General features: G+C 55.3%; 17 protein-coding genes. 13 read left to right on the top strand and 4 right to left on the bottom strand.

Going from position 1 to position 20,364, the window contains the following annotated elements:
- The first annotated feature begins 61 nt into the window (after positions 1-61).
- From J2I48_RS07790 to J2I48_RS07780, 3 genes are all read left to right on the top strand, one after another.
- Complete coding sequence (locus tag J2I48_RS07790; RefSeq protein ID WP_207334858.1) at positions 62-1,369, top strand: metallophosphoesterase; 1,308 nt, start codon at positions 62-64, stop codon at positions 1,367-1,369.
- Between the two features lie 75 nt (positions 1,370-1,444).
- Positions 1,445-2,299: a dienelactone hydrolase family protein gene (locus J2I48_RS07785; RefSeq protein WP_207334857.1), complete on the top strand. Its 855-nt coding sequence runs from the start codon at positions 1,445-1,447 to the stop codon at positions 2,297-2,299.
- A gap of 107 nt (positions 2,300-2,406) precedes the next feature.
- Positions 2,407-3,465 (top strand): class I SAM-dependent methyltransferase, encoded by a 1,059-nt coding sequence (locus J2I48_RS07780; protein WP_207334856.1) that lies wholly within the window; start codon positions 2,407-2,409, stop codon positions 3,463-3,465.
- A gap of 20 nt (positions 3,466-3,485) precedes the next feature.
- Here J2I48_RS07780 and J2I48_RS07775 read toward each other — a convergent pair whose 3' ends face one another.
- The 4 genes from J2I48_RS07775 to J2I48_RS07760 form a co-directional block, all read right to left on the bottom strand.
- Complete coding sequence (locus J2I48_RS07775) at positions 3,486-5,315, bottom strand: sensor histidine kinase (RefSeq protein ID WP_207334855.1); 1,830 nt, start codon at positions 5,313-5,315, stop codon at positions 3,486-3,488.
- A 52-nt stretch (positions 5,316-5,367) separates the two neighbouring features.
- Positions 5,368-5,901: an SRPBCC domain-containing protein gene (locus J2I48_RS07770; protein ID WP_207334854.1), complete on the bottom strand. Its 534-nt coding sequence runs from the start codon at positions 5,899-5,901 to the stop codon at positions 5,368-5,370.
- 88 nt (positions 5,902-5,989) lie between these two features.
- The gene (locus tag J2I48_RS07765) at positions 5,990-6,580 is read right to left on the bottom strand and encodes a Crp/Fnr family transcriptional regulator (RefSeq protein ID WP_207334853.1); all 591 of its coding nucleotides are present in this window, start codon (positions 6,578-6,580) and stop codon (positions 5,990-5,992) included.
- A gap of 2 nt (positions 6,581-6,582) precedes the next feature.
- Entirely contained in the window at positions 6,583-7,623 is a 1,041-nt protein-coding gene (locus J2I48_RS07760) for a proline iminopeptidase-family hydrolase (protein WP_207334852.1), read from the bottom strand.
- 315 nt (positions 7,624-7,938) lie between these two features.
- Here J2I48_RS07760 and J2I48_RS07755 point away from each other — a divergent pair, with 315 nt between their 5' ends.
- The 10 genes from J2I48_RS07755 to J2I48_RS07710 all read left to right on the top strand — a co-directional run bounded on the left by J2I48_RS07755 (position 7,939) and on the right by J2I48_RS07710 (position 20,323).
- Positions 7,939-8,466 (top strand): phage tail protein, encoded by a 528-nt coding sequence (locus J2I48_RS07755; protein WP_207334851.1) that lies wholly within the window; start codon positions 7,939-7,941, stop codon positions 8,464-8,466.
- Positions 8,467-8,583: 117 nt separating this feature from the next.
- Complete coding sequence (locus tag J2I48_RS07750) at positions 8,584-12,795, top strand: T9SS type A sorting domain-containing protein (RefSeq protein ID WP_207334850.1); 4,212 nt, start codon at positions 8,584-8,586, stop codon at positions 12,793-12,795.
- A gap of 75 nt (positions 12,796-12,870) precedes the next feature.
- Positions 12,871-14,568 (top strand): gamma-glutamyltransferase, encoded by a 1,698-nt coding sequence (ggt, locus tag J2I48_RS07745; RefSeq protein ID WP_207334849.1) that lies wholly within the window; start codon positions 12,871-12,873, stop codon positions 14,566-14,568.
- A 73-nt stretch (positions 14,569-14,641) separates the two neighbouring features.
- On the top strand, positions 14,642-15,934 hold the full coding sequence (locus J2I48_RS07740) for a Zn-dependent hydrolase (RefSeq protein WP_207334848.1): 1,293 nt from the start codon (positions 14,642-14,644) through the stop codon (positions 15,932-15,934).
- Between the two features lie 185 nt (positions 15,935-16,119).
- Positions 16,120-17,478 (top strand): DUF418 domain-containing protein, encoded by a 1,359-nt coding sequence (locus tag J2I48_RS07735; protein WP_207334847.1) that lies wholly within the window; start codon positions 16,120-16,122, stop codon positions 17,476-17,478.
- A gap of 8 nt (positions 17,479-17,486) precedes the next feature.
- Positions 17,487-17,726 carry a hypothetical protein gene (locus J2I48_RS07730; protein WP_207334846.1) on the top strand — a complete coding sequence of 80 codons (240 nt, stop codon included), beginning with the start codon at positions 17,487-17,489 and terminating at the stop codon, positions 17,724-17,726.
- A gap of 31 nt (positions 17,727-17,757) precedes the next feature.
- Positions 17,758-18,093, top strand: coding sequence for a hypothetical protein (locus J2I48_RS07725; protein WP_207334845.1), 336 nt, complete (start codon positions 17,758-17,760; stop codon positions 18,091-18,093).
- 101 nt (positions 18,094-18,194) lie between these two features.
- A complete protein-coding gene (gene xylA / locus J2I48_RS07720; protein ID WP_207334844.1) occupies positions 18,195-19,541 on the top strand; it encodes a xylose isomerase in 1,347 nt (448 codons plus the stop codon).
- A gap of 75 nt (positions 19,542-19,616) precedes the next feature.
- Positions 19,617-19,868 carry a PLDc N-terminal domain-containing protein gene (locus J2I48_RS28540; protein ID WP_310587258.1) on the top strand — a complete coding sequence of 84 codons (252 nt, stop codon included), beginning with the start codon at positions 19,617-19,619 and terminating at the stop codon, positions 19,866-19,868.
- Entirely contained in the window at positions 19,865-20,323 is a 459-nt protein-coding gene (locus J2I48_RS07710; RefSeq protein ID WP_207334843.1) for a nuclear transport factor 2 family protein, read from the top strand. Before J2I48_RS28540 ends, J2I48_RS07710 begins: the two co-directional genes overlap by 4 nt.
- Positions 20,324-20,364: the final 41 nt, after the last annotated feature.

The following is a 20,364-nucleotide window of genomic DNA, read 5'->3' as shown; positions in this document are numbered from 1 at the left end:
AAACTTCGGGCTGTTTTTTTGGGTTAACCTGGCTACGACCTGCTGCTGAAAACACCCCAAAATGAGCCGTTCCCTGCTTGGTTATTTGATGATTGGCATCTTTCTGCTGATCGATCTCTACATTTTTCAGGCCCTTAAATTTCTGTTCCGGTCGTCTACGGAGGCCACCCAGCGCACTATGGCCTGGGGTTTTTGGGGATTTTCGGTTCTCTCCATTGTCACCTACCTTTTCATCCTGACCCTCCCCGCCGACTCAATGGGGCGCATTACGCGTACGATGCTGACGTTTGCCGTAGCCATTGTCTACTTTTCAAAGTTCATCAGCATCATTTTCCTGTTCATTGGCGACATTGTTCGCTTCTTCTCTTGGATATGGACGCAGGTTGTTGGAGGCACTATTAGCCCTACCGAAACTCCGCACACCGAACTGCCGGGTGCCAACGTCCCTCCCCGTAATGAGACGATTACGCGCTCCGATTTTCTGGTGAAAACAGCCCTCGCTGCTGGAACCATCCCCCTTGTGGCATTCTCCTACGGCATCATCTCCGGGGCACATGATTACCGCGTTCGGCGGGTGACGCTGCCCCTGAAAAACCTGCCCCGTAGCTTCGACGGCCTCACCATTGCCCAACTGTCGGACATTCATTCGGGCAGCTTCTTCAACAAAACTGCCGTGAAGGGGGGCGTAGACATGCTCCTGCGCGAGAAGCCCGACCTGGTCTTTTTCACCGGCGACCTGGTCAACAGCCGCGCCGACGAGGTGAACGACTACATCGACATTTTCAATAAGGTGAAGGCCCCGCTGGGTGTCTTTTCCACCCTCGGCAACCACGACTACGGGGCCTATGTGCAGTGGCCCAGCGAGGCCGCCCAGCGCCAGAACGTGCTCAATGTGGTGAAGGCCCATAAGCTTATGGGCTGGAACCCGCTTATGGACGAAAATCATATTCTGACCCAGAACGGCGACAAACTGGCCATTATCGGGGTACAAAACCTCGGTTTCGGCCCGGCGGCGTTGCGGGCGGGTAATTTGGCCAAGGCGTATCAGGGTGCCGAAGACTACCCTGTCAAGCTCCTGCTCTCGCACGACCCTACGCACTGGGATGCCGAAGTGCGCCCCAACTACCCCGACATTGACGTCACCTTCAGCGGTCATACCCACGGAGCGCAGTTTGGCGTCGAAATTGGTGACTACAAATGGAGTCCGGTTAAATATTTCTACCGGCAGTGGGCGGGTCTCTACAAAGAGCCGACAAAGAAAGGCCTTGAGCAGACGCTCTACGTCAACCGGGGCTACGGCTACATAGGCTACCCTGGTCGCGTCGGCATCTTGCCCGAAATCACCATTTTTACGCTGAAACAGGCGTAGCGTCAGGCGATAAACAAACCTTGGCTGCGCTTTCCTCGTTCAGTTACCTGTATCAACATACATGTCCCCGTTCCCATGAAAATCTTGTTTATCTCCGTTATCTCGTTTGTGCTGTCGCTGCTGGCACCCGCGAAACCCGACACCACCGTTGCCACGTCGATACCCGTTTGTGGTATGAAAGGGATGGATCAGTTTGTCGATGCCCCCGGCTTTTTGGCTTTCCACGAAAGTCCGCTGCCGTTCCACTACGTGAGCAAAGCCGGTGAAATGACCACGTTTAGTACACCCGATGGTAAAAAAGCCAATGCGTTTCTGCTGAAATCAGCTAAGCCATCCGACAAATGGCTGTTCGTCTACCAGGAATGGTGGGGCTTAAACGACCATATCAAAAAAGAAGCCGAGACGTTCTACAACGACCTCAAAAACGTCAACGTCATCGCTATTGATATGTACGATGGCAAAGTGGCTACCGATCCCGCCGAAGCCGGGAAGCTGATGCAGGGTGCCGATAAAGCCCGTTTGGGTGCTATCATGAAGGGTGCCATTGCTATGGCTGGCCCAAAAGCTGAGATTGCCAGCGTAGGCTGGTGCTTTGGTGGTGGACTGTCGCTGCAATCGGCACTGTTAGAGGGCAAGCAGGCCAAAGGCTGCGTGATGTACTACGGCTTCCCTGAAATGGACGTAGAGAAACTGAAAACCCTCGACACCGACGTGCTGGGCCTGTTTGGCTCACAAGATGGTTACATTTCGCCCAAAGTGGTGGCGCAGTTTGAGGAGAACATGAAGAAAGCGGGCGAGAAAATCGAGGTGAAAATGTACGACGCCGTTCATGGTTTCGCCAACCCCAGTAACCCCAAATACGACAAAGCCGCCGCCGCCGATGCCTACAAACGGTCGCTGACGTACTTAAGAGACCGGCTGAAAGCGTAAAAACAAGTCCAAAGTTTAAAGTCCAAAGTCTAAAGTTGCTTCGCCATTCTGGGCGACTTCGTCAGGCGAAGCAACTTTAGACTTTGGACTTTAAACTTTGGACTTAAATGCAACTAACCATCTCGGCCGATAATCCACTAGAGTGGGTGGCCCTGCGGGCGAATCTGGTGCCGGTGCCGCTGTTGCACGCCCAGGTTATGCCCGTCATCAGCAAAGCCGTGCTCGAAGCCGCCGACAAAGGTGTGTTCGATGCCGCCGCCGACGGCCACGAAACCGCCGAGGCCGTGGCGCAGGCCTGCCAGCTTAATCCCAAAGCCACCCGCGAACTACTAGGGCTGCTCACGGCGCTGGGCTATTTTACATACAATGCCGGTCGGTTCACACTGACCAAAATGGCCCGAAAGTGGACGCTGAAGCACGAGCCGGAGTCGGTCTATGGCATGATGCTGTTTAACAACCGGGTGGTGTGGCCGTGGCTGGAAAAGTTGGGCAACTACCTCCAAACCGGCGAGGGTATCCATTACCACGACCATCTCGACGCCGAAGGGTGGAACTACTACCAGCAGGCCATGGTAGCCGCCAGCGGTAGCGAAGCCAAAGAGTTTGGCCGCCGTGCGCCTGTTTCTAAAGCCATGAAGGCTGGTCAGCCCGTGCAGATGCTTGACATCGGCGGGTCGCACGGGCAGCATTCGGTGGCGCTGTGCAAACGGTATGCGGGTCTTACCTCTCGCATTTTGGACTTGCCCGCCGCCATTGAGCAAGCCGCCCCGCTGCTGGCCCGCCTGGGCATGGGCGAGCGTGTGCAGCACGTACCCGGCAACGCCCTTACCGACGATTTTGGCGAAGCGCAGTATGACTTTGTGCTCATGTCGAGCCTGGCACACCATTTCACGCCTGAACAAAACGCTGATGTGGCCCGCCGGGTAGCCCGTGCCTTGAAACCAGGCGGTATTTACATCATCAACGAGTTTATCCGACCAGAACCCGATGCCGCCCCCGAGCTGGTGGGCAGTTCGACCGACCTGTTTTACGGCCTTACCAGCACCGCAGGCAACTATTCTATTTCCGAAATTCAGGCCTGGCAGCGCGACGCAGGCCTGCGCGTGGGCAAGGTGGTCACCTACCGAACGCTACCCGGACGGGCCATGGTGGTGGGCAATAAATGAGCAGCAGGCAATAACGGCAATCAAATGGGCACCACAATCTCGACGGTTAGGCCAGCGTCGGTGTTCATCCGAAGCTGCCCATTCAGCGACGCCACCCGCGACGGCACGCTGACCATACCTATGCCTTTGGGATTTTGCTCTGGTTGCAGGCCAACGCCATCGTCCTGAACGGTTAGGTACATCGTGTTTGCCGTCCGTTTCATCGTGATAAGAGCATGATCGGCCTGGGCGTGCTTCAGGATGTTGTTCGACAGTTCCAGGATAATTACGTACATCTCGTACGCCAGTCGGCTGCTTATTGGCTCGATGGTGTCGTCGGCGGCCAGCTGAAACTGCGTTCGGCCCAGGGCATTCAGGTCCTGAGCCAGTTTCTCGATGGTGCGAGCCAATCCCCGCGTCTCGAGTTCATTCGAGAGCAGGTTCTGAGAAATCAGCCGGACGTCGGTATATACTTCGTCGAGTGCATCAATCGACGACTCGAACGCCCGTTGCTCCTGATCCGACCCGAAGCGCGGGCTGATGGCCTCCAGTCGCCACCGAATGGCCGCCAGCTTGGCCGAGAGGTTGTCGTGGAGTTCGGTGGCCACCCGTTTGCGTTCCAGGGTTTGGCCCGTGAGCAGGGCTTCTTTTATGGCCCGGTTTTTAGCCGTTAACTGCTGGTTGGTGCGCACCATGTAAACGCCAAAGCCGAGGCTAATTAGTCCGCTCATAATCAGCAGATTGCGTATCCATTCATTGCGGCTTGCCCTAGTCTGGAGCGATTCGTTTTCCAGCGTTTTCAGAGCTGTTTCTTTCCGGGCGAAATCGAAATCGGTATACACCTGTTGCACCCGCTCTATAGAAAGTGAATCTTCATGCGCTTTGTTACGCTCCAGAAATGCAAGCGCTTTTTCGGTTTGACCAGTTCGTTTGTAGGCTACATAAAGCAACAGCTCGATCCGGGCCAGGGTGCGCATTTCGTTAAACTGCCGGGCATAGCCGTAGGCCCTTTCCAGATGAACCAACGCGGCTTTGGGGTCGGGGTGCGGACCGAAAAAACCCAGCATCTGCCCTTTAAACTGCGACATCGACGCCAAGCAATAGTAATCGGTTTGAGCCAGTCCCGTGGCCAGACACCTGTCTGAATACAGTAGGGCATGTTGCTGGTCGCTCAGAAAACTGTACACACCAGCCAACGTGCCGTAGACGGTGTTAATAGCGAAGTAATCAACGGAATGTTTCTCTACAATAGCCTCAGCTTCAGACAAATAACGAAGTGCAGCCTTAGGATCATTAAGTGATATCTGGTGGTTGGCGGCGTAAGCTAACCCCAGGCAGATGAGTGAATTATCTTGTAGATGATGTCCAATAGTCACCACAGTCAGCGCATGGCTCAATCCGTCCAGTTTGTGCTGTTTCTGGGCACCGGCAAGCTGGGCGGCCTCGCTCAAAAGCAGGCTCGACACCCGATAGTGGGCATAGGCTCTGGCTTTCAGGTTCGGCGTTTTGTCTAGCAGGGTCAGCGCCTCAACAGCGTGCTGAAGAGCTGCCGGTGTGTTACGGTCATTGAGCAGCGTCACCGTGGCCCGGCCATATTGATACAGGCCCCGGCCTGTTGGCCAGGATGTATGCCGACTGAGCCGGTCCAGCGAGTCGAGGTAAAAGCGGGCCGTGGGTTCTCTGAAGTAAGCGGCGTAGAACGTAAGTTTAGTGAGTGCCCAGATCAATGTGGTGTCGCGGCCTGGCGATGCCCGTTGGACAACAATCGCCCGGGCTTCGCTGGTGAGCTGGGCCATCAGCGGTCGTTGTTGCGCAGGCGCCACAGTGCAGAACAGCAGGACAAGGCCAAAAAACAGGCATACTCGTTTCATGCCGGAAAGATAAGGCCCTGACCGTGAGCGCGAAACAGCCTATTCTAACCGATCAACGTCCAGGAGTCAGTAGGGCAGTAGGTGTGCCCTCTACGCGTTGCTTCAGGGCGTTGTTCCAGTGGGTCATGCCGCTGTTGCCGATTTTTCGTACAATAGGCTTGAGCACGGTTACTAGCCAACCTTCCAGCGACTCTTCCTGCACCACCAGCGTACCCCCGTTTTGGGGTTTAAGCGTGAAGACATGCACCGCCGACAAGCCCGTCGCTTTGCCCGTCCAGCCAAGTTGGCGATTTGGAACCACGCTCTGGAGGTAGGAAATAGGTTTGGCTCCTTTCTCTTTCCAGACAAACTGTGTGCCTGGTGTAAGACCACCGTTGAGGGTCAGAAAGGCCACGTCCGTATTCCAGGCGGGCCATTTTTCCATGTCGGCCAGTACGCTCCAGACCTGTTCGGGCGTGGCATTAATAACGATCTCGTGACGAAAGTGCAGGGGGGCATTTTTGTTCGTTTCCATAAGCGGCTGTGATTGTGCACTGATGCCTGATGCGGTGCACAGGGTCAGGAGTGGGGCGATCAATTGTTTCATTGTCAGCTTGTTGTTATGACGAAACAAAGGTCTTTTGCTGCCCTAAGCAGAAACGATAACAAAAGATAAGGAATGGCCCGGCGCTACGTTATTTCATAACCCTCGCCCGGATGCGGCTGAGGCTGACAGGTGTGATGCCCAGGTAGTTGGCGATGTAATGCTGCGGAATGCGCTCAATAATCTTCTTTTTGTTGCTGCCCAGCAAGGCAAGATAGCGTTCCTCCGGGCTTTGGGTTAGCAGCCCAACCATACGGTCTTCAAGGCCCATGGCAATGTATTCATTCAGCAGCCGCCCAAACTTCTGCCAGGCGGGGCTTCGTTCGTACAAATCAGCCAGGACGGTATACGGAAACACAACGTAGCTACCCGCCGTGAGCGCCTCAATAGTCAACAGTGAAGGCTGTTGGCTGATGCAACTGAAGTAGGCGCTCATGAGATGCCCTTCGAAGTAGAAGTACGTCGTTCTCTCGTCGCCGTCTTTAAGGTAATACTGCCGAAAAGACCCGGTCAGGACAAAAGCAATGGTGGTAGCCTGTTTGCCAGTTTCGGCGAAGTATTGATGTTTTTGTATGGCCTCAACGCGCAAATGAGGCTCCAGCATAGCCCAGTCTGCCTCAGTCAGTGGAGCAAACCGGGCTAAAGCCGTTCGGAATAGCAGCGCGTCGGCGGGCGGGATCATGACTACAAGATGCTTTTGGTCTGCCCGGCATCTACGCCTTTAATAAACTTGATTAGTCCAGGAAAATAGTGCGACTGGTCGTCCCACATGCTGCAATGGCTGCCGTCGGGGCAAATCAGGCTGCTGCCGTTTTGTACCTGGGTGGCCATCCAGGCCATGTGTTTGGGGTCCATGGTGTCGTGGTTGCCGCCAATAGTGAGGGTGGGGACGGTAATCTTGGGCAAGTCGGCGCGGCGGTCCCAGTTGGCCAGCCGGCCCGAAATACCAAATTCCGATGGCCCCTGCATGAGCGTATAAATGGTAGCGTTCAAGGCCGGAAATGCCCGGTCGAGCGCGTTGGGCCAAGGTTTCAATCGGCAAAAATGTTCATTGTAGAAATTGCCCATCAGCAATTCTGTGTAGCGCGGGTTGTTGAAATCTTTTCGGGCCTCAATCGCGCGGATTTCGGCTAGTACTTTTGGGTCCATCTGTTTGGCCAGCACCTCGTCAGCATACTTGCCGTAGTCGGGGCAGCTGCTCATCATGTTACTGATAATGAGACCCTTCAGGTTTTGTTGGTGCTTCAGCGCGTATTCTGTGGCCAGAATGCCGCCCCAACTGTGGCCCAGCAAGTAGAAGTTGTCTTTGTTGAGGCCCAGCGCCTGCCGTACCTGCTCGACTTCCTCCACAAAGCGCGGCGTTTCCCAAAGAGTACTATCGGTGGGGTGGTCGCTGTTCATGGAGCCAAGCTGATCGTAATAATAAAATTCGATGCCCTCAGCAGGCAGGTAACTCTCAAAGCACTCAAAGGGGGTGTGGTTGGCGCCGGGGCCACCATGAAGCAATAACACCTTGATTTTCGGGTTGTTACCCACGCGCTTAGTCCAGACATTGAATGTACCCGACGGCGTTTTCACGGGTATCATCCTGACGCCACCGGTGCGCACTCCTGTTTCGGGAGACTGGTTATAGGCATCGGTTGTTGAGGCAGCCGGCTTGTTGCAGGCCATAGCGGCAGCAAGAACTACACAAAAAACGGGCAGACGTAGTAACGATGAACGCATAGATAGCCGGGGTTAATGGGGCACTAATGATAGGTGGTTTCGAGCAAAGAGGCAACATTCCTTGAACAGTCGTTTTTTGTATAAACTATTCATAAATAAGCTGATAAATTAATAACCTACAAGCAGGTACCGCTTAGTATATAATGGATACCGTCTGGTTAATCTGCCCGACGTAGCATCGCCATTTGTGCTTAGTTAGACTGCCCATAAGCACACAACTACCGGGAAAACAGCCACGTCTCTTGCCGCTCCCTATCGGGGTTTATTCTAACGCGTTCAACAGTAATCTTTTTCACGTTTAAACTCACTTAACACATGGACGTTTTTATGGGGATGATTGGCCTGTTTGGGTTCAGTTTCCCGCCCAAAAACTGGGCACTTTGCGCCGGGCAGATCATGCCAATTTCGCAAAATACGGCACTTTTCTCGCTGCTGGGCACCACCTATGGCGGCGATGGTGTACAAACTTTCGCCCTGCCTGACTTGCGGGGCCGCGTACCGAACGGGCAGGGTCAGGGGCCGGGCCTGAGCGATTACCAGATGGGGCAGGTGGCCGGTACGGAGTCGGTGACGCTGCTACAAAGTCAGATGCCGCAGCACAATCACCTGCTGAACGTATCGGGTATGGGTGGCACGCAAAATACGCCGGCTGGTAACGTAACAGCGCAGGTACTGAGCAGCGAAGAGCAGCCTCTGAATGCGTTTGGTGCCACGGCCAACGCCACAGCTAACCCGCAGGCCATTGGTTTGTCGGGCAACAGCCTGCCTCACGACAACTTGTCTCCCTACCTGACAATGAATTACAGCATTGCCCTGAACGGCATCTACCCAAGTCGTAACTAGTTGGTCCATACGTTGCTGTCCTGCTTGTCACCAGTGCTGATGGCAAGCAGGGCAGGTCTCTTTTTCAATTCAATATCAGTTTACTAATACGTTATCTATTCCTGTCAATTCCTACATATGGCATCAGTATCTATCTACTCTGTATCGGCCTCTACAAGCAGTATGGGGGCTTTGTGCCGGTTTATCGGTCGGCGGTTCCTCGGTTCGGTGGCGTTGCTGCTCGGTCTATGGCTAATGGCGCCAGGGGCCTATGCCCAGCTTTATTACGTAGTACGGGATAATGTGGCATCAACCCGTACCGACGAGCTGCGTCGGATCAATTATGACGGAACAAATAACACACTTGTAGCGACCAATTTTGCCGACGTGCCCGGCATGGTGGCTATTGATCCAGCTGTCAACAAAGCCTTTGTCTGCGAAGCGCGTGTTACAGTAGACCCTAAAATAATCAGTGTTGATCTGACAACGGGCAGTAGCACAACCCTGGTTAGTTTAACGAGCTTCTCCGGCTGTTCAGGTATTGCCCTCGACCGGGTAAACCAGTATATCTACTATACTGTAAACGATGGAGTTGCGACAACGCGAACCGATCAACTCCGGCGAGTGCGGTACGATGGCACCGGTGATCAACTCGTGATAACCAATTTTGTTGACGTAGCCGGGCCACTAAGTTTTGATCCGGCCAATAACCGGATATTTGCCCTCGACGCGCGGGGAACGGCTGCTGGAGACGGCCCTGACCTGGTTGTCGTTAACCTGACGAACAATACTGCGGCCTCGATATTCAGCACGACGGCATTCTCCATTACTAGCATCGCCTACGACTCGCGGACCAACAAACTATACTATACCCGCAGCGATGCAGTTGCTGCCACGTCTACTGACCCGATCTACCGGATCAACCCGGATGGCACTGGCGACGAGCAGGTAGTAGCCAATTTCGGTTTGAATTCGCCCGGCTCGATTGCTGTCGACAAGGTAAATAACCTGCTCTTTGTCAGTGATACACGGGCATCGGCTCCAGAACTTCTCAAGATAGATTTAGGAACATTGGCGGTCAGCAGTGTCACCTCGTCGCCTGTGTCAAACACGGCTACATTCTTTCTGGGAGGTGGTGGAATTGCCTTAGTCCCCACCTGTGGCACGTTCGCCACCAGCCTGATACCCAGCCCCAGCAATACGCTGACCTGCGCCCAGACTACACTCACACTCACCGCGTCGGGTGGTGGCACGTACGTCTTCCGGGGGCCGTCGGGGGTGTTGTCGGGCAGTGGCAATACCCGAACCATCAGCGCGCCGGGTACGTATTCAGTCATCGTAACGGACTTGGAAGGCTGTACGGCCCTCAGCACCACCACCATTACCAGCAACACGACCCCCCCAACGGCGCAGGTGTCTCCAACAAGCATTGCCCTAACCTGCCAGGCCCCCACCGCAAGCCTCACGGCCACTGGCGGCGGTACGTACCGCTGGGACGACAACAGCACCAACGCGATACGTACCGTAAACACGGCGAATACGTACTCGGTTACGGTGACGGGAACCAACGGCTGCACCGCCACCGCCAGCAGTACCGTCAACACAAACTTCACGCCGCCGGGGGCCAACCTCACCGCCAGTGGAACTATTTCCTGCACGGCCACCAGCGTAACCCTCACGGCCACCTCTACCAGCGGGCAAACATTTGCGTTTAGCCCCGGCGTTACGGGCATTGGCAGCACCGGCCCTACCAGCCGAACTGCCGTGGTGACCACCGCCGGGCCGTATTCGATTACGATCACTGGTGCAAACGGCTGCACCAGTACGGCAGCTGTTACCGTAACGGGCAGTACCACCGCCCCCACCGCCAGTATCAGTACCCCCAGTAACCTAAGCGTGCTGGATTGCAATACGACGGTTCTTACGCTGACGGCATCGGGCGGGGACACGTACCTGTGGGATAACGGCCAGCAAACCGCCAGTCGCAATGTTAGTGCGACAGGTGTCTATTCGGTAACGGTGACGGGAACCAACGGTTGCACAGCTACGGCCAGCAAGACCATTTCTCAGAACATAACACCCCCGCCCGTGAGCCTGACCGCCACCGATGTCTGCGCCGGACAAAGCCTGACGCTTACGGCCACCAGCGGCATTGGCAACTACACCTTTGTGGGGGGGAGCGGCCTGATCAGTTCCGGTTCGCAAAACAGCACGACCGTATCGGGTCTCACGGCGGGGCCGCAAACCTTTACGGTATTAGTCAGGAGCAGCGTAAACAGTTGTACCAATATCGCCACCGCTACGGCTACGGTCAACGCAGGCCCCACCGCCACGCTGACGGCCAGCCGGGCTGGCGGACCACCCAGCAGTACGCTGACCTGCGCCCAAACCAGTCTCACCCTTACGGCCACGGGTGGCACCAGCTACACCTTTGCCGGGCCGGGTGGTGCGGGTATCGTGAGTTCAGACCCGGTGGCCGGTACAGCGGTCGTCAACGCTGCCGGTACGTACACCGTCACAGTGGGCAACGGAACGGGTTGCACCAGCAGCACGACCGTGAGCATCAGCAGCGACCAGGCTACCCCCACACTCACGATTTCGGCCAGCCCGAGTACGACACTGACCTGTGCTAGCACCAGCCTCACGCTTACGGCCACCACGTCGGGCACAGGGGTTGTCTGGAGTACCGCCGAGAGTACATCGTCCATTACCGTCAATACGGCTAACACGTATTCAGTCACGGCAACGGGGGCCAACGGCTGTAGCTCGATGACCAGCGTGGTGGTGAGCAGCAATACCACCGCACCGGGTAGCCCGGCCCTCACGGCCAGCAACAGCGGCACACTCACCTGTGCCGTACCCAGCCTGACACTGACGGCCACTGCAACGGGCACCGGACTAACGTACTTGTTTACGGGGCCGGGCGGCGGGCTGGTGGGTATCGTGAGTCAGAATGCTGCGTCAGGTACGGCAGTCGTGAATGCACCAGGAGCGTATTCGGTCGTCGTCACGGGTAGCAACGGCTGCACAGCAACAGCTTCGACCGTTATCAGCCAGAGCGTCACCCTGCCTACACCCACGCTCACGGCCAGCCCCAGCAGCACCCTGACCTGCGCTGTGTCAAGCCTAACGCTGACGGCTACTGGCGGCAATATGTATGCCTTTGCCCGCGTGGGCGGCGGAGCAGGGTTAATGAGCCAGAATGCAGCGAGTGGTACAGCGGTGGTGAACGCATCAGGTACGTACAGCGTAACGGTGACGAATACCACCACCGGCTGTTTCAGCATCACGACCCTAGCCATCAGCCAGAACATAGCTGCTCCTTCGGCTACGCTTACACCGACCAGCGTATCGGTCTGTGCGCCGGGCAGCGTGACCCTGACGGCCCCCGGCGGAGCTACAAACTATGCCTTCAGTGGGCCGGGTGGTTTCAGCCAGAACGGCAGTGGCAATAGTACAACCATCTCACAGTCAGGCAATTATACCGTCATCGTAACAGGAATTAATGGTTGTACAGCCACTGGCACCTCATCAGTGACGATTCAACCGCGCCCCTCGGCCCCCACCCTTACGCCGGGAGCTACGTTCACGACTCTGACCAGCAACACGCCCTTCGACCTGACCGGGCTGGTGCAACCCGCCACGCCGCCCAACACGCTGGCTTTCTACGGTACGGGTGGGCTGCTCAACCCACCCAGGGCCAACGTCAGCAACGTGGGTATTCAGAGTTTCTCGGTGGTGCAAGTCAGCGCGTTTGGCTGCCTGAGTCTGCCCACGCCGTTTAGCTTAACGGTTATCTCGCCGCTGCCTCCGGCTAGCCAGAGTAGTTGCCGGGGCAGCGCCGTGGTGTTGAGTGTTCAACCCACGGGGGTGCGCTACGAGTGGTACAAAAACGGGCAGACCGCCGCCAACAAGCTCATCAACGTACTGGGCGTGCAGCAGGGCGCTACCACGGCCAGCCTCACGCTGGTAAGTGTACAGACCAACGCCACGTATTATGCCAAAGTGTTTGCCGCCGACGGCAGCTTCAGTTGGTTTGGTCCCTTTGCCGTGGTGATTGCCAACTGCGGTGGCCGAATGGGAACAACAGAAGTGGCGCTGACTATTTCGCTACAACCCAACCCGCTGGAAAACGGGCAGTTACGTGCCATCGTCACGGGTGCGGGGGGGCAGCCCCTCACGGTGCAACTCTACGACAGCCGGGGGTATGTAATTCGCCAGAATACCTGGGAACTAGCTGATCACGAACAGCTTATCCATTGGGATGTCGCCACTCAGCCCGGCGGTGTCTACCTCTTGCGGGCGGTGAGTCATGGGCAGCAGAAAATGACCAAAGTGCTCAAGCCATAGCCGCAGTTTTTCTTTTACCTTGTGCCACGAGACCACCCCCTCGTGGCACAACTTGTTTTAGCCCAGCCCATGTTTATGACCAGACTACTCCCTTCGCTTTGTTTGCTGGTTTCGTTGCTTTCCCCTGCCGGGGCACAAGATCGGCTCAGCGGCAAGACGTTTGCCACACGGGCAGTGGTCATGGCCCGCCACGGTATGGCGTGCACGTCACACCCGCTCTCTACCCAGGCTGCTATCGACGTACTGCGGTCGGGAGGTAATGCCATCGACGCGGCCATTGCGGCCAACGCCATGGAGGGCTTGGTAGAACCGCACGTAAACGGCATCGGGGGCGATCTGTTTGCCATTGTCTGGGATGCTAAAACCAAAAAACTGTATGGCCTCAACGCCTCGGGCCGGTCGCCGTATTCGCTCACGCTGGCCGAGTTTCAGAAACGGGGCCTCACCCATATCCCGGCCGATGGCCCCCTGCCGGTGTCAGTGCCGGGCTGTGTAGATGGTTGGTTTTCGCTGCACAAGCGCTTTGGCAAAAAACCCATGCCAGAACTCCTGGCCCACGCTATTCGCTACGCCCGCGAAGGCTACCCCGTTCACGACGAGGCCGCGTTCTACTGGCCCGGTATGCTGGCCCGCTTTGGCAAGTACCCCAACGTGCTGACCACTTATGCACCCGCCGGAGCCGCCCCCAAACGCGGCGATCTGTTTCGTAATCCGGCCCTGGCCAACACGCTGGAAAAGATTGCTACGGGTGGCCGCGATGCGTTCTACAAAGGTGAGATCGCCCAGACTATTGATGTATTCATGAAAAAGATGGGTGGTTTCTTAACCGCCAAAGACCTGGCCGACCATACATCGGAATGGGTCGAGCCGGTATCAACCAACTACCGGGGCTACGACGTCTGGGAACTGCCGCCCAACAGCCAGGGTATTGCCACCCTACAAATGCTGAACCTGCTGGAAGGCTACGATTTTTCCCAGATTCCGTGGGGTAGCGCCGACCATATCCACCGGTTTGTGGAAGCCAAAAAACTGGCCTTTGAAGACCGCGCCAAATACTACGCCGACCCCGCTTTTGTGACTATTCCGGTGCAGGAGCTGATTAGCAAACCCTACGCTGCCAGTCGCCGTAAGCTCATCGACCTCAACCGGGCCGCCAGCCGGGTGGAGGCGGGTAACCCGGCGCTGAAACAGGGAGACACTATTTACTTGACCGTGGCCGACGACGAGGGCAACATGGTGTCGCTGATTCAGAGCAACTACCGGGGGTTTGGTTCGGGTATGGTGCCCGACGGCCTGGGATTCACGCTGCAAGACCGGGGTGAACTGTATAGCCTGACAGAGGGCCAGAATAACACGTACGCACCCCACAAACGCCCTTTTCAGACCATCATTCCTGCATTTGTGACCAAAGACGGACAGCCATTTATGAGCTTTGGGGTCATGGGCGGCAGTTTTCAGCCGCTGGGCCACGTAGAGATTATTATGAACATGATTGACTACGGCATGAACCCGCAGGAGGCCGGCGACGCCCCGCGCATCGACCATCAGGGGTCGTCGGAGCCAACGGGCGAACGCATGACCGACGCCGGGCAGATCACGCTGGAATCAGGATTTCCCTACGAAACCATCCGCGACCTCATGCGCCGGGGGCACCGCGTAGGCTACGGCTTGGGTAGTTACGGCGGTTACCAGGCCATCATGTATGACGCCAAAAACCACGTCTACCACGGCGCCACCGAATCACGCAAAGACGGACAAGCGGCTGGTTTTTAGAAAATTAGTCATTGGCTGCGCCCGCACGGGCGGACCGGTCATTCGGTAGCCAATGACCAATGACCAATAACTCATGAAAAATACGCTCCTCGTTTGCCTGTTCCTGTTGCCGTCTGTGCTTTTGGCTCAGACGAAATCTAACAGCCTGAAGATCAATCAGCAACGAATTTTGACCCGGCTGCTGGAACTGTCGAAATTTGGCGAACTGCCCAACGGGGGCATAGGACGAGTGGCCTATAGCAAAGCCGATCTGGAAGGCCGGGCCTACTTTATTGGCCTGATGAAAAAAGCCGGACTCGCCGTCACCATCGACTACGCGGGTAATATCATTGGCCGACGAAAAGGAAAAAACCCGACCCTGAAACCCATTGCTTTTGGTTCGCACATCGATTCTGTACCCAACGGCGGCAACTACGATGGCCCCGTTGGGTCTATCAGCGGGCTGGAACTGATTGAGACCCTCAACGAAAACAACATCGTCACTGAGCACCCGTTGGAGCTGATCATTTTTGCCAATGAAGAAGGCGGTACGGTGGGCAGCGGGGCCATGATCGGCAAAATCACCACCGCCGCCCTGAAGCTGGTCACCCAAAGCGGATTGACCATTGCCGACGGCATCAGGACCATTGGCGGCAACCCCGATAGCCTGAGCCGTGTGGTTCGAAAAAAAGGCGATGTGGCCGCCTTTGTCGAACTGCACATCGAGCAGGGCGGTATCCTGATGACCGAAAATCTACAGATCGGCGTAGTAGAGGGCATTGTTGGCATTGAACACTGGGACGCCACCATCATTGGCACACCCAACCACGCGGGCACCACACCCATGAACGCCCGGCGCGATGCGCTGCTGGCAGCGGCTAAACTGGTTGTGGCCCTGAATGAGGTGGTTACCAGCCACGAAGGTCGGCAAGTGGGTACCGTTGGTAAACTGATAGTCGAGCCGGGGGCGTATAATGTGATTCCGGGAAAGGTGGTGCTGGGCGTGGAAATCAGGGACCTATCGCATGATAAAATCTGGCAATTGTTTCATGAACTGGAAGCCAAAGCCCGCGACATTGCCAAAACCTCCGAAACGACCATCACCTTCGTGCCGTCTTCGGTGGGGGTAACGCCCGCCCTCACGGCCAAACCAATTCAGAATAAGATCATTGGTGCGGCCAAAGCGCTGGGGTTCTCCTATCGGTACATGCAAAGCGGGGCGGGACATGACGCACAGGAAATGGCGCAAATAGCCCCCGTAGGCATGATTTTTATTCCCAGCGTGGGTGGTATCAGCCATTCGCCCAAAGAGTTCTCCAAAGGAGTAGACATTGGCAACGGTGCCAACGTGTTGCTGCAAACCCTGCTGGCCCTGGACCGGGAGTAGCCTGGGCTACCGTCTACTAACTATCTGGTTAGCAGATAAACCGATTAGCTGCATATAAATCCTGTCTGTATATGTTGCTGTGTTTTTTCGACTACGACTTGGTTGTAGCCAAGCCACTATCTCTCCATGGATCTAGTCAAGATTCAATGTAATCCTGCTCACCAACCTTGCAATCATTTCTCCCAATGATGCCTCTAATAACTTCTGAACCCACTGCCGAGACGACTCACCTGGGTCCTGTATCGCAAAACGAACGCATCAACACGATTGACATCCTGCGGGGTGTGGCCTTGTTGGGTATTCTGATGATGAACATTCCGTACTTCGGAATGGCCCAGCGCTTTTCGGAGGTGTTCCGAAACGACCCGACAAACCTGAACTTCTGGGTTAATGCCGTCATCACCGTCCTGTTCGAGGGCAAGATGCGGGCGTTGTTCTCCATCATTTTCGGGGTGGGCATTATCCTGTTCATGGCCCGCAAAGAAAAAGCGGGAATGACCACCGGGTGGGCCGCGACGGGTCTGTTTTTCAGGCGCATGGGCTGGCTGGTGCTGTTTGGCCTGATTGACGCGCACGTGCTGCTATGGCTGGGCGACATTCTGTACTACTACGGCATCATTGGCATGATTGCCTTCTGGTTTCGGCGGATGAAACCGGGGTATCTGGCCATCGGTGTTCCGTTGGTGGCGATCCTTGAATTTGTGCTGAGTACGCTGTTTTACCAGAACATCCGCGACAAACGGCTGGCCTATTTGGCCGTGCAGGCGGTTCAGCAAGCTGGCCGACCGTTAACGAAGGCGCAGGAACAGACCGTCAAAGACTGGAAAGAGGCCGAGAAAGAGTTCTTCCCCAACAAAGCCAAAGTCGACGAAAACACCCGGAAGATGAAGTCGGCGAACTACTTTACCGTAGCGTCCGCGCATCGCAACGAAGTTTGGGATGGGCAAACTAAATACCTGATTTTCGGCATCTGGGACCCGCTGGCGCTGATGTTGCTGGGCATGGCTCTCTACAAATGGGGCTTCATAACGGGCCAATGGTCACGCCGACGCTATTGGCAAACGATGTTGATCGGCTACGGGCTGGGCTTACCGTTGGTGACGTTCAGTTTCTGGTATGGCTACAGCCTAAAAATTGAGGATACCGAGGGGTTCATCCGATACATGGAAACGCACGCTATAACCTGGAATAACCTCATTTATCCGGTTCAGCGCATTTTGCTGGTGATGGCCCACGCCAGCCTGGTCATCTTGCTGATTCAATCGGGCTGGGTACAGACACTGCTCAACCGGCTGGGAGCCGTGGGACAAATGGCGTTCACCAACTATGTGATGCACACGGTCATCTGTACATTGGTATTCTACGGTTACGGCTTGAATCAATATGCCGAATGGCAATTTTACCAACTCTATTTCCTGGTAGTGGCCATCTGGGTATTACAACTGATTATCAGTCCGATCTGGTTGCGGCATTTCCAGTTTGGCCCGCTGGAATGGGTTTGGCGGAGTTTGACGTATTGGAAAATGCAGCCGATGAAACGGTAACTATGCCCATGATAACCATCAACGATTGGCAGCTAAATAAAGAAAAATGGCTCGACGCAGACCTGACGCTGATGACCGCTGATGCCGGTTGGAAAACGCGCACTCAACAGAAAGGCATTACCATCTGGCAGCGATCATTTGCCGACGACAAAAACGATTTATTCAGGTGGCGATTGCCGCGTGTGGCGGCCTCGCACACCGACGTTTTCGATGTATTTGTCAATAAAATGGTGGATTATCACCACTAAAGTAATGCTAATGTTGGGTGGTCTACTACGCATGTTAAGCCATTCAGCTGAGCTTATTGCGCCACTTTTGGTGAATAAATCAGATCAGTTCGCCAAACTAACGGCCAATAACATAAACTGGAAGGTGCCGCTTTCATCGGTCATCGGGTATACTGGTGAGTTTAGCAGTAGCCTGCCAAACCGAATATTGCCCGTTCAGGTCAATTACCTCTACCAGACTCTATTTGGCCTTGCCCCCGAAACAACCCTACCCTGGAAAGAGGTGGACATATCGGCCAAAAAAGTACTGACGGGGGGCTATTCTCAGCTAAGCGCGTTACGGCACTACTACTACAGTGTGGTGAAAGAAGAACAAAAAGGGAGTTAAAATAGCATAGTATCTTGCACCGACCCGATACAGGAAATTAACCCCTCCGTGGTCTTTCATGCCTACAGGCAACAAGATGCCGTTCATTTATTCTTCCTATTATGTCTCAGACTAAGCTAACCCTTGGCGACAAAGCTTTTTTTCCGTTCGTCGAGAAACCCATCGCCTATGAAGGCCGTGACTCCGATAATCCGCTGGCTTTCAAATTTTACGACCCCAGCCGGACCATTCTGGGCACGCCCATGAAAGACCTTTTCCGCTTTGCCGTAGCCTACTGGCATACCTTCTGCGGCACCGGTGCAGACCCCTTCGGTCCAGGCGTGAAGCACTTCCCCTGGGATGCTCTTACTGGCAACGACCCCCTGGGAGCCGCCTACCAAAAAGCCGATGCCGCCTTTGAGTTCATTACCAAAATGGGCATCGAATACTACTGCTTCCACGACGTCGACGTATCGCCGGAAGGCAAATCAAATCACGAGTTTGAAGCCAACTTTCGGAAGGTAGTCGACTACCTGAAGCAGAAACAGGCTGCCAGCGGTGTGAAGCTGCTCTGGGGTACGGCCAACCTGTTTTCGCACGAACGGTATATGAACGGGGCCAGCACTAACCCCGATTTCCACGCGCTCACGCACGGAGCCTGGCAGGTGAAAAACGCCATCGACGCCACCATCGAACTCGGCGGGCGGGGCTACACCTTCTGGGGCGGCCGCGAGGGGTACATGTCGCTGCTGAACACCAATATGAAGCGCGAAACCGAACACCTCGGCCGGTTTTTGCAGGTCAGCCGCGACTATGCCCGCAAGCAGGGTTTCAGAGGGTCATTCTACATCGAACCCAAGCCTATGGAACCCACCAAGCACCAGTACGATTTCGACGCGGCTACGGTGGTTGGTTTCCTGAACAAACACGGGTTGCAGGACGATTTCGAGCTAAACATCGAAACCAACCACGCCACCCTGGCCAGCCACACCTTTGCCCATGAGCTACAGGTGGCCGCCGACAATAACATGCTCGGCAGTATCGACGCCAACCGCGGCGACTACCAAAACGGCTGGGATACCGACCAGTTTCCTGTCGACGTATACGAACTAACGGAGGCCATGCTGGTGATCCTGGAGGCAGGTGGTTTCAAATCGGGCGGGGTTAATTTCGATGCCAAAACCCGCCGTAACTCTACTGACCTACAAGATATTTTCATTGCCCACATTGGCGGTATGGACACCTTCGCCCGCGCTGCCATTGCCGCTGAAGCCATTCTGGGCAAATCGAAATACAAGCAACTCCGCGCCGACCGCTACGCCAGCTACGACAGCGGCGCTGGTGCCGACTTCGAGGCGGGCAAGCTCACCCTCGAAGACCTCCGCCAATACGCTATCGACAACGGCGAGGTAACTCAGCGCAGCGGTCAACAAGAGTTGTATGAAATGATTGTGAATCAGTATATTTAGCGAACAAAAAACCTATAAGGTTTTCAAAACCTTGTAGGTTTACTACTTATCTATTCACGCTAAAAAACACTGCTCATGTTGACTACTATTTTCGGGAGTATACTGGCTATTATAGGTTTAGGTGGTCAGGAGATGTTATGGGTGTTGCTGTTCGCGCTGATACCCGTTAGCTGGTTTGCGTGTTCAATGATTGCCCTGATCAATGCCCTACGAAGCGATTTTCGAGGCAGTTCAGACAAACTGATTTGGGTGTTAGTCATTCTATTTGTGCCGTACTTTGGGCCAATTCTGTATTTCACCATTGGCCGTCAACAACGCGTTATATGAAACTAGCCGCCCTGTTATTCCTCCTACTACCCATTGTGGGACTTGCCCAGACTCAGGAAGCCTCGCCAGAAGACGAAGCAGGCATTATGCAAGCTGTCGATGACTTATTTGAGGGCATGAAAAAAGCGGATGCCGGGGCCATCAGAAAGGCTTTTGCCCCCATGGCTACGCTGCAAACGGTAGTAAACAAAGACGGCAAAGTGAGTGTAAAAAACGAGCCGATAGAAGGCTTCGCAACCGCCATTGGCAAAGCCAAGCCCGGCGACTTAAACGAAGTCATCGACCCCTACCAGATCATGATCGACGGTGATTTGGCTACGGCTTTTGTTCCCTACAAATTCTTTTTGAAAGACCAGCGCCACCACTGTGGGGCTAATGCATTCACCCTTGTGCGCCTGGGAGGTGTCTGGAAAATCCAGGCCATCATCGACACCCGCCGGGAGTGTGTGGACTGAAGAAGTTCAATGTCTAAGCGGTCCGCCGCCGCGGGTCTAAG

It is taken from the genome of Fibrella aquatilis, from assembly GCF_017353255.1.
GTDB classification, from domain to species: domain Bacteria; phylum Bacteroidota; class Bacteroidia; order Cytophagales; family Spirosomataceae; genus Fibrella; species Fibrella aquatilis.
The sequence above is the reverse complement of the archived record's forward strand: the minus strand, read 5'-3'. Positions and strand labels throughout refer to the sequence as shown.

Excerpts from the sequence above, each read along its gene's own strand:
- J2I48_RS07790 (WP_207334858.1), top strand. The coding sequence starts at position 62 with ATGAGCCGTTCCCTGCTTGGTTATTTGATGATTGGCATCTTTCTGCTG.
- J2I48_RS07785 (WP_207334857.1), top strand. The coding sequence starts at position 1,445 with ATGAAAATCTTGTTTATCTCCGTTATCTCGTTTGTGCTGTCGCTGCTG.
- J2I48_RS07780 (WP_207334856.1), top strand. The coding sequence starts at position 2,407 with ATGCAACTAACCATCTCGGCCGATAATCCACTAGAGTGGGTGGCCCTG.
- J2I48_RS07775 (WP_207334855.1), bottom strand. The coding sequence starts at position 5,315 with ATGAAACGAGTATGCCTGTTTTTTGGCCTTGTCCTGCTGTTCTGCACT.
- J2I48_RS07770 (WP_207334854.1), bottom strand. The coding sequence starts at position 5,901 with ATGAAACAATTGATCGCCCCACTCCTGACCCTGTGCACCGCATCAGGC.
- J2I48_RS07765 (WP_207334853.1), bottom strand. The coding sequence starts at position 6,580 with ATGATCCCGCCCGCCGACGCGCTGCTATTCCGAACGGCTTTAGCCCGG.
- J2I48_RS07760 (WP_207334852.1), bottom strand. The coding sequence starts at position 7,623 with ATGCGTTCATCGTTACTACGTCTGCCCGTTTTTTGTGTAGTTCTTGCT.
- J2I48_RS07755 (WP_207334851.1), top strand. The coding sequence starts at position 7,939 with ATGGACGTTTTTATGGGGATGATTGGCCTGTTTGGGTTCAGTTTCCCG.
- J2I48_RS07750 (WP_207334850.1), top strand. The coding sequence starts at position 8,584 with ATGGCATCAGTATCTATCTACTCTGTATCGGCCTCTACAAGCAGTATG.
- ggt (WP_207334849.1), top strand. The coding sequence starts at position 12,871 with ATGACCAGACTACTCCCTTCGCTTTGTTTGCTGGTTTCGTTGCTTTCC.
- J2I48_RS07740 (WP_207334848.1), top strand. The coding sequence starts at position 14,642 with ATGAAAAATACGCTCCTCGTTTGCCTGTTCCTGTTGCCGTCTGTGCTT.
- J2I48_RS07735 (WP_207334847.1), top strand. The coding sequence starts at position 16,120 with ATGATGCCTCTAATAACTTCTGAACCCACTGCCGAGACGACTCACCTG.
- J2I48_RS07730 (WP_207334846.1), top strand. The coding sequence starts at position 17,487 with ATGATAACCATCAACGATTGGCAGCTAAATAAAGAAAAATGGCTCGAC.
- J2I48_RS07725 (WP_207334845.1), top strand. The coding sequence starts at position 17,758 with ATGTTAAGCCATTCAGCTGAGCTTATTGCGCCACTTTTGGTGAATAAA.
- xylA (WP_207334844.1), top strand. The coding sequence starts at position 18,195 with ATGTCTCAGACTAAGCTAACCCTTGGCGACAAAGCTTTTTTTCCGTTC.
- J2I48_RS28540 (WP_310587258.1), top strand. The coding sequence starts at position 19,617 with ATGTTGACTACTATTTTCGGGAGTATACTGGCTATTATAGGTTTAGGT.
- J2I48_RS07710 (WP_207334843.1), top strand. The coding sequence starts at position 19,865 with ATGAAACTAGCCGCCCTGTTATTCCTCCTACTACCCATTGTGGGACTT.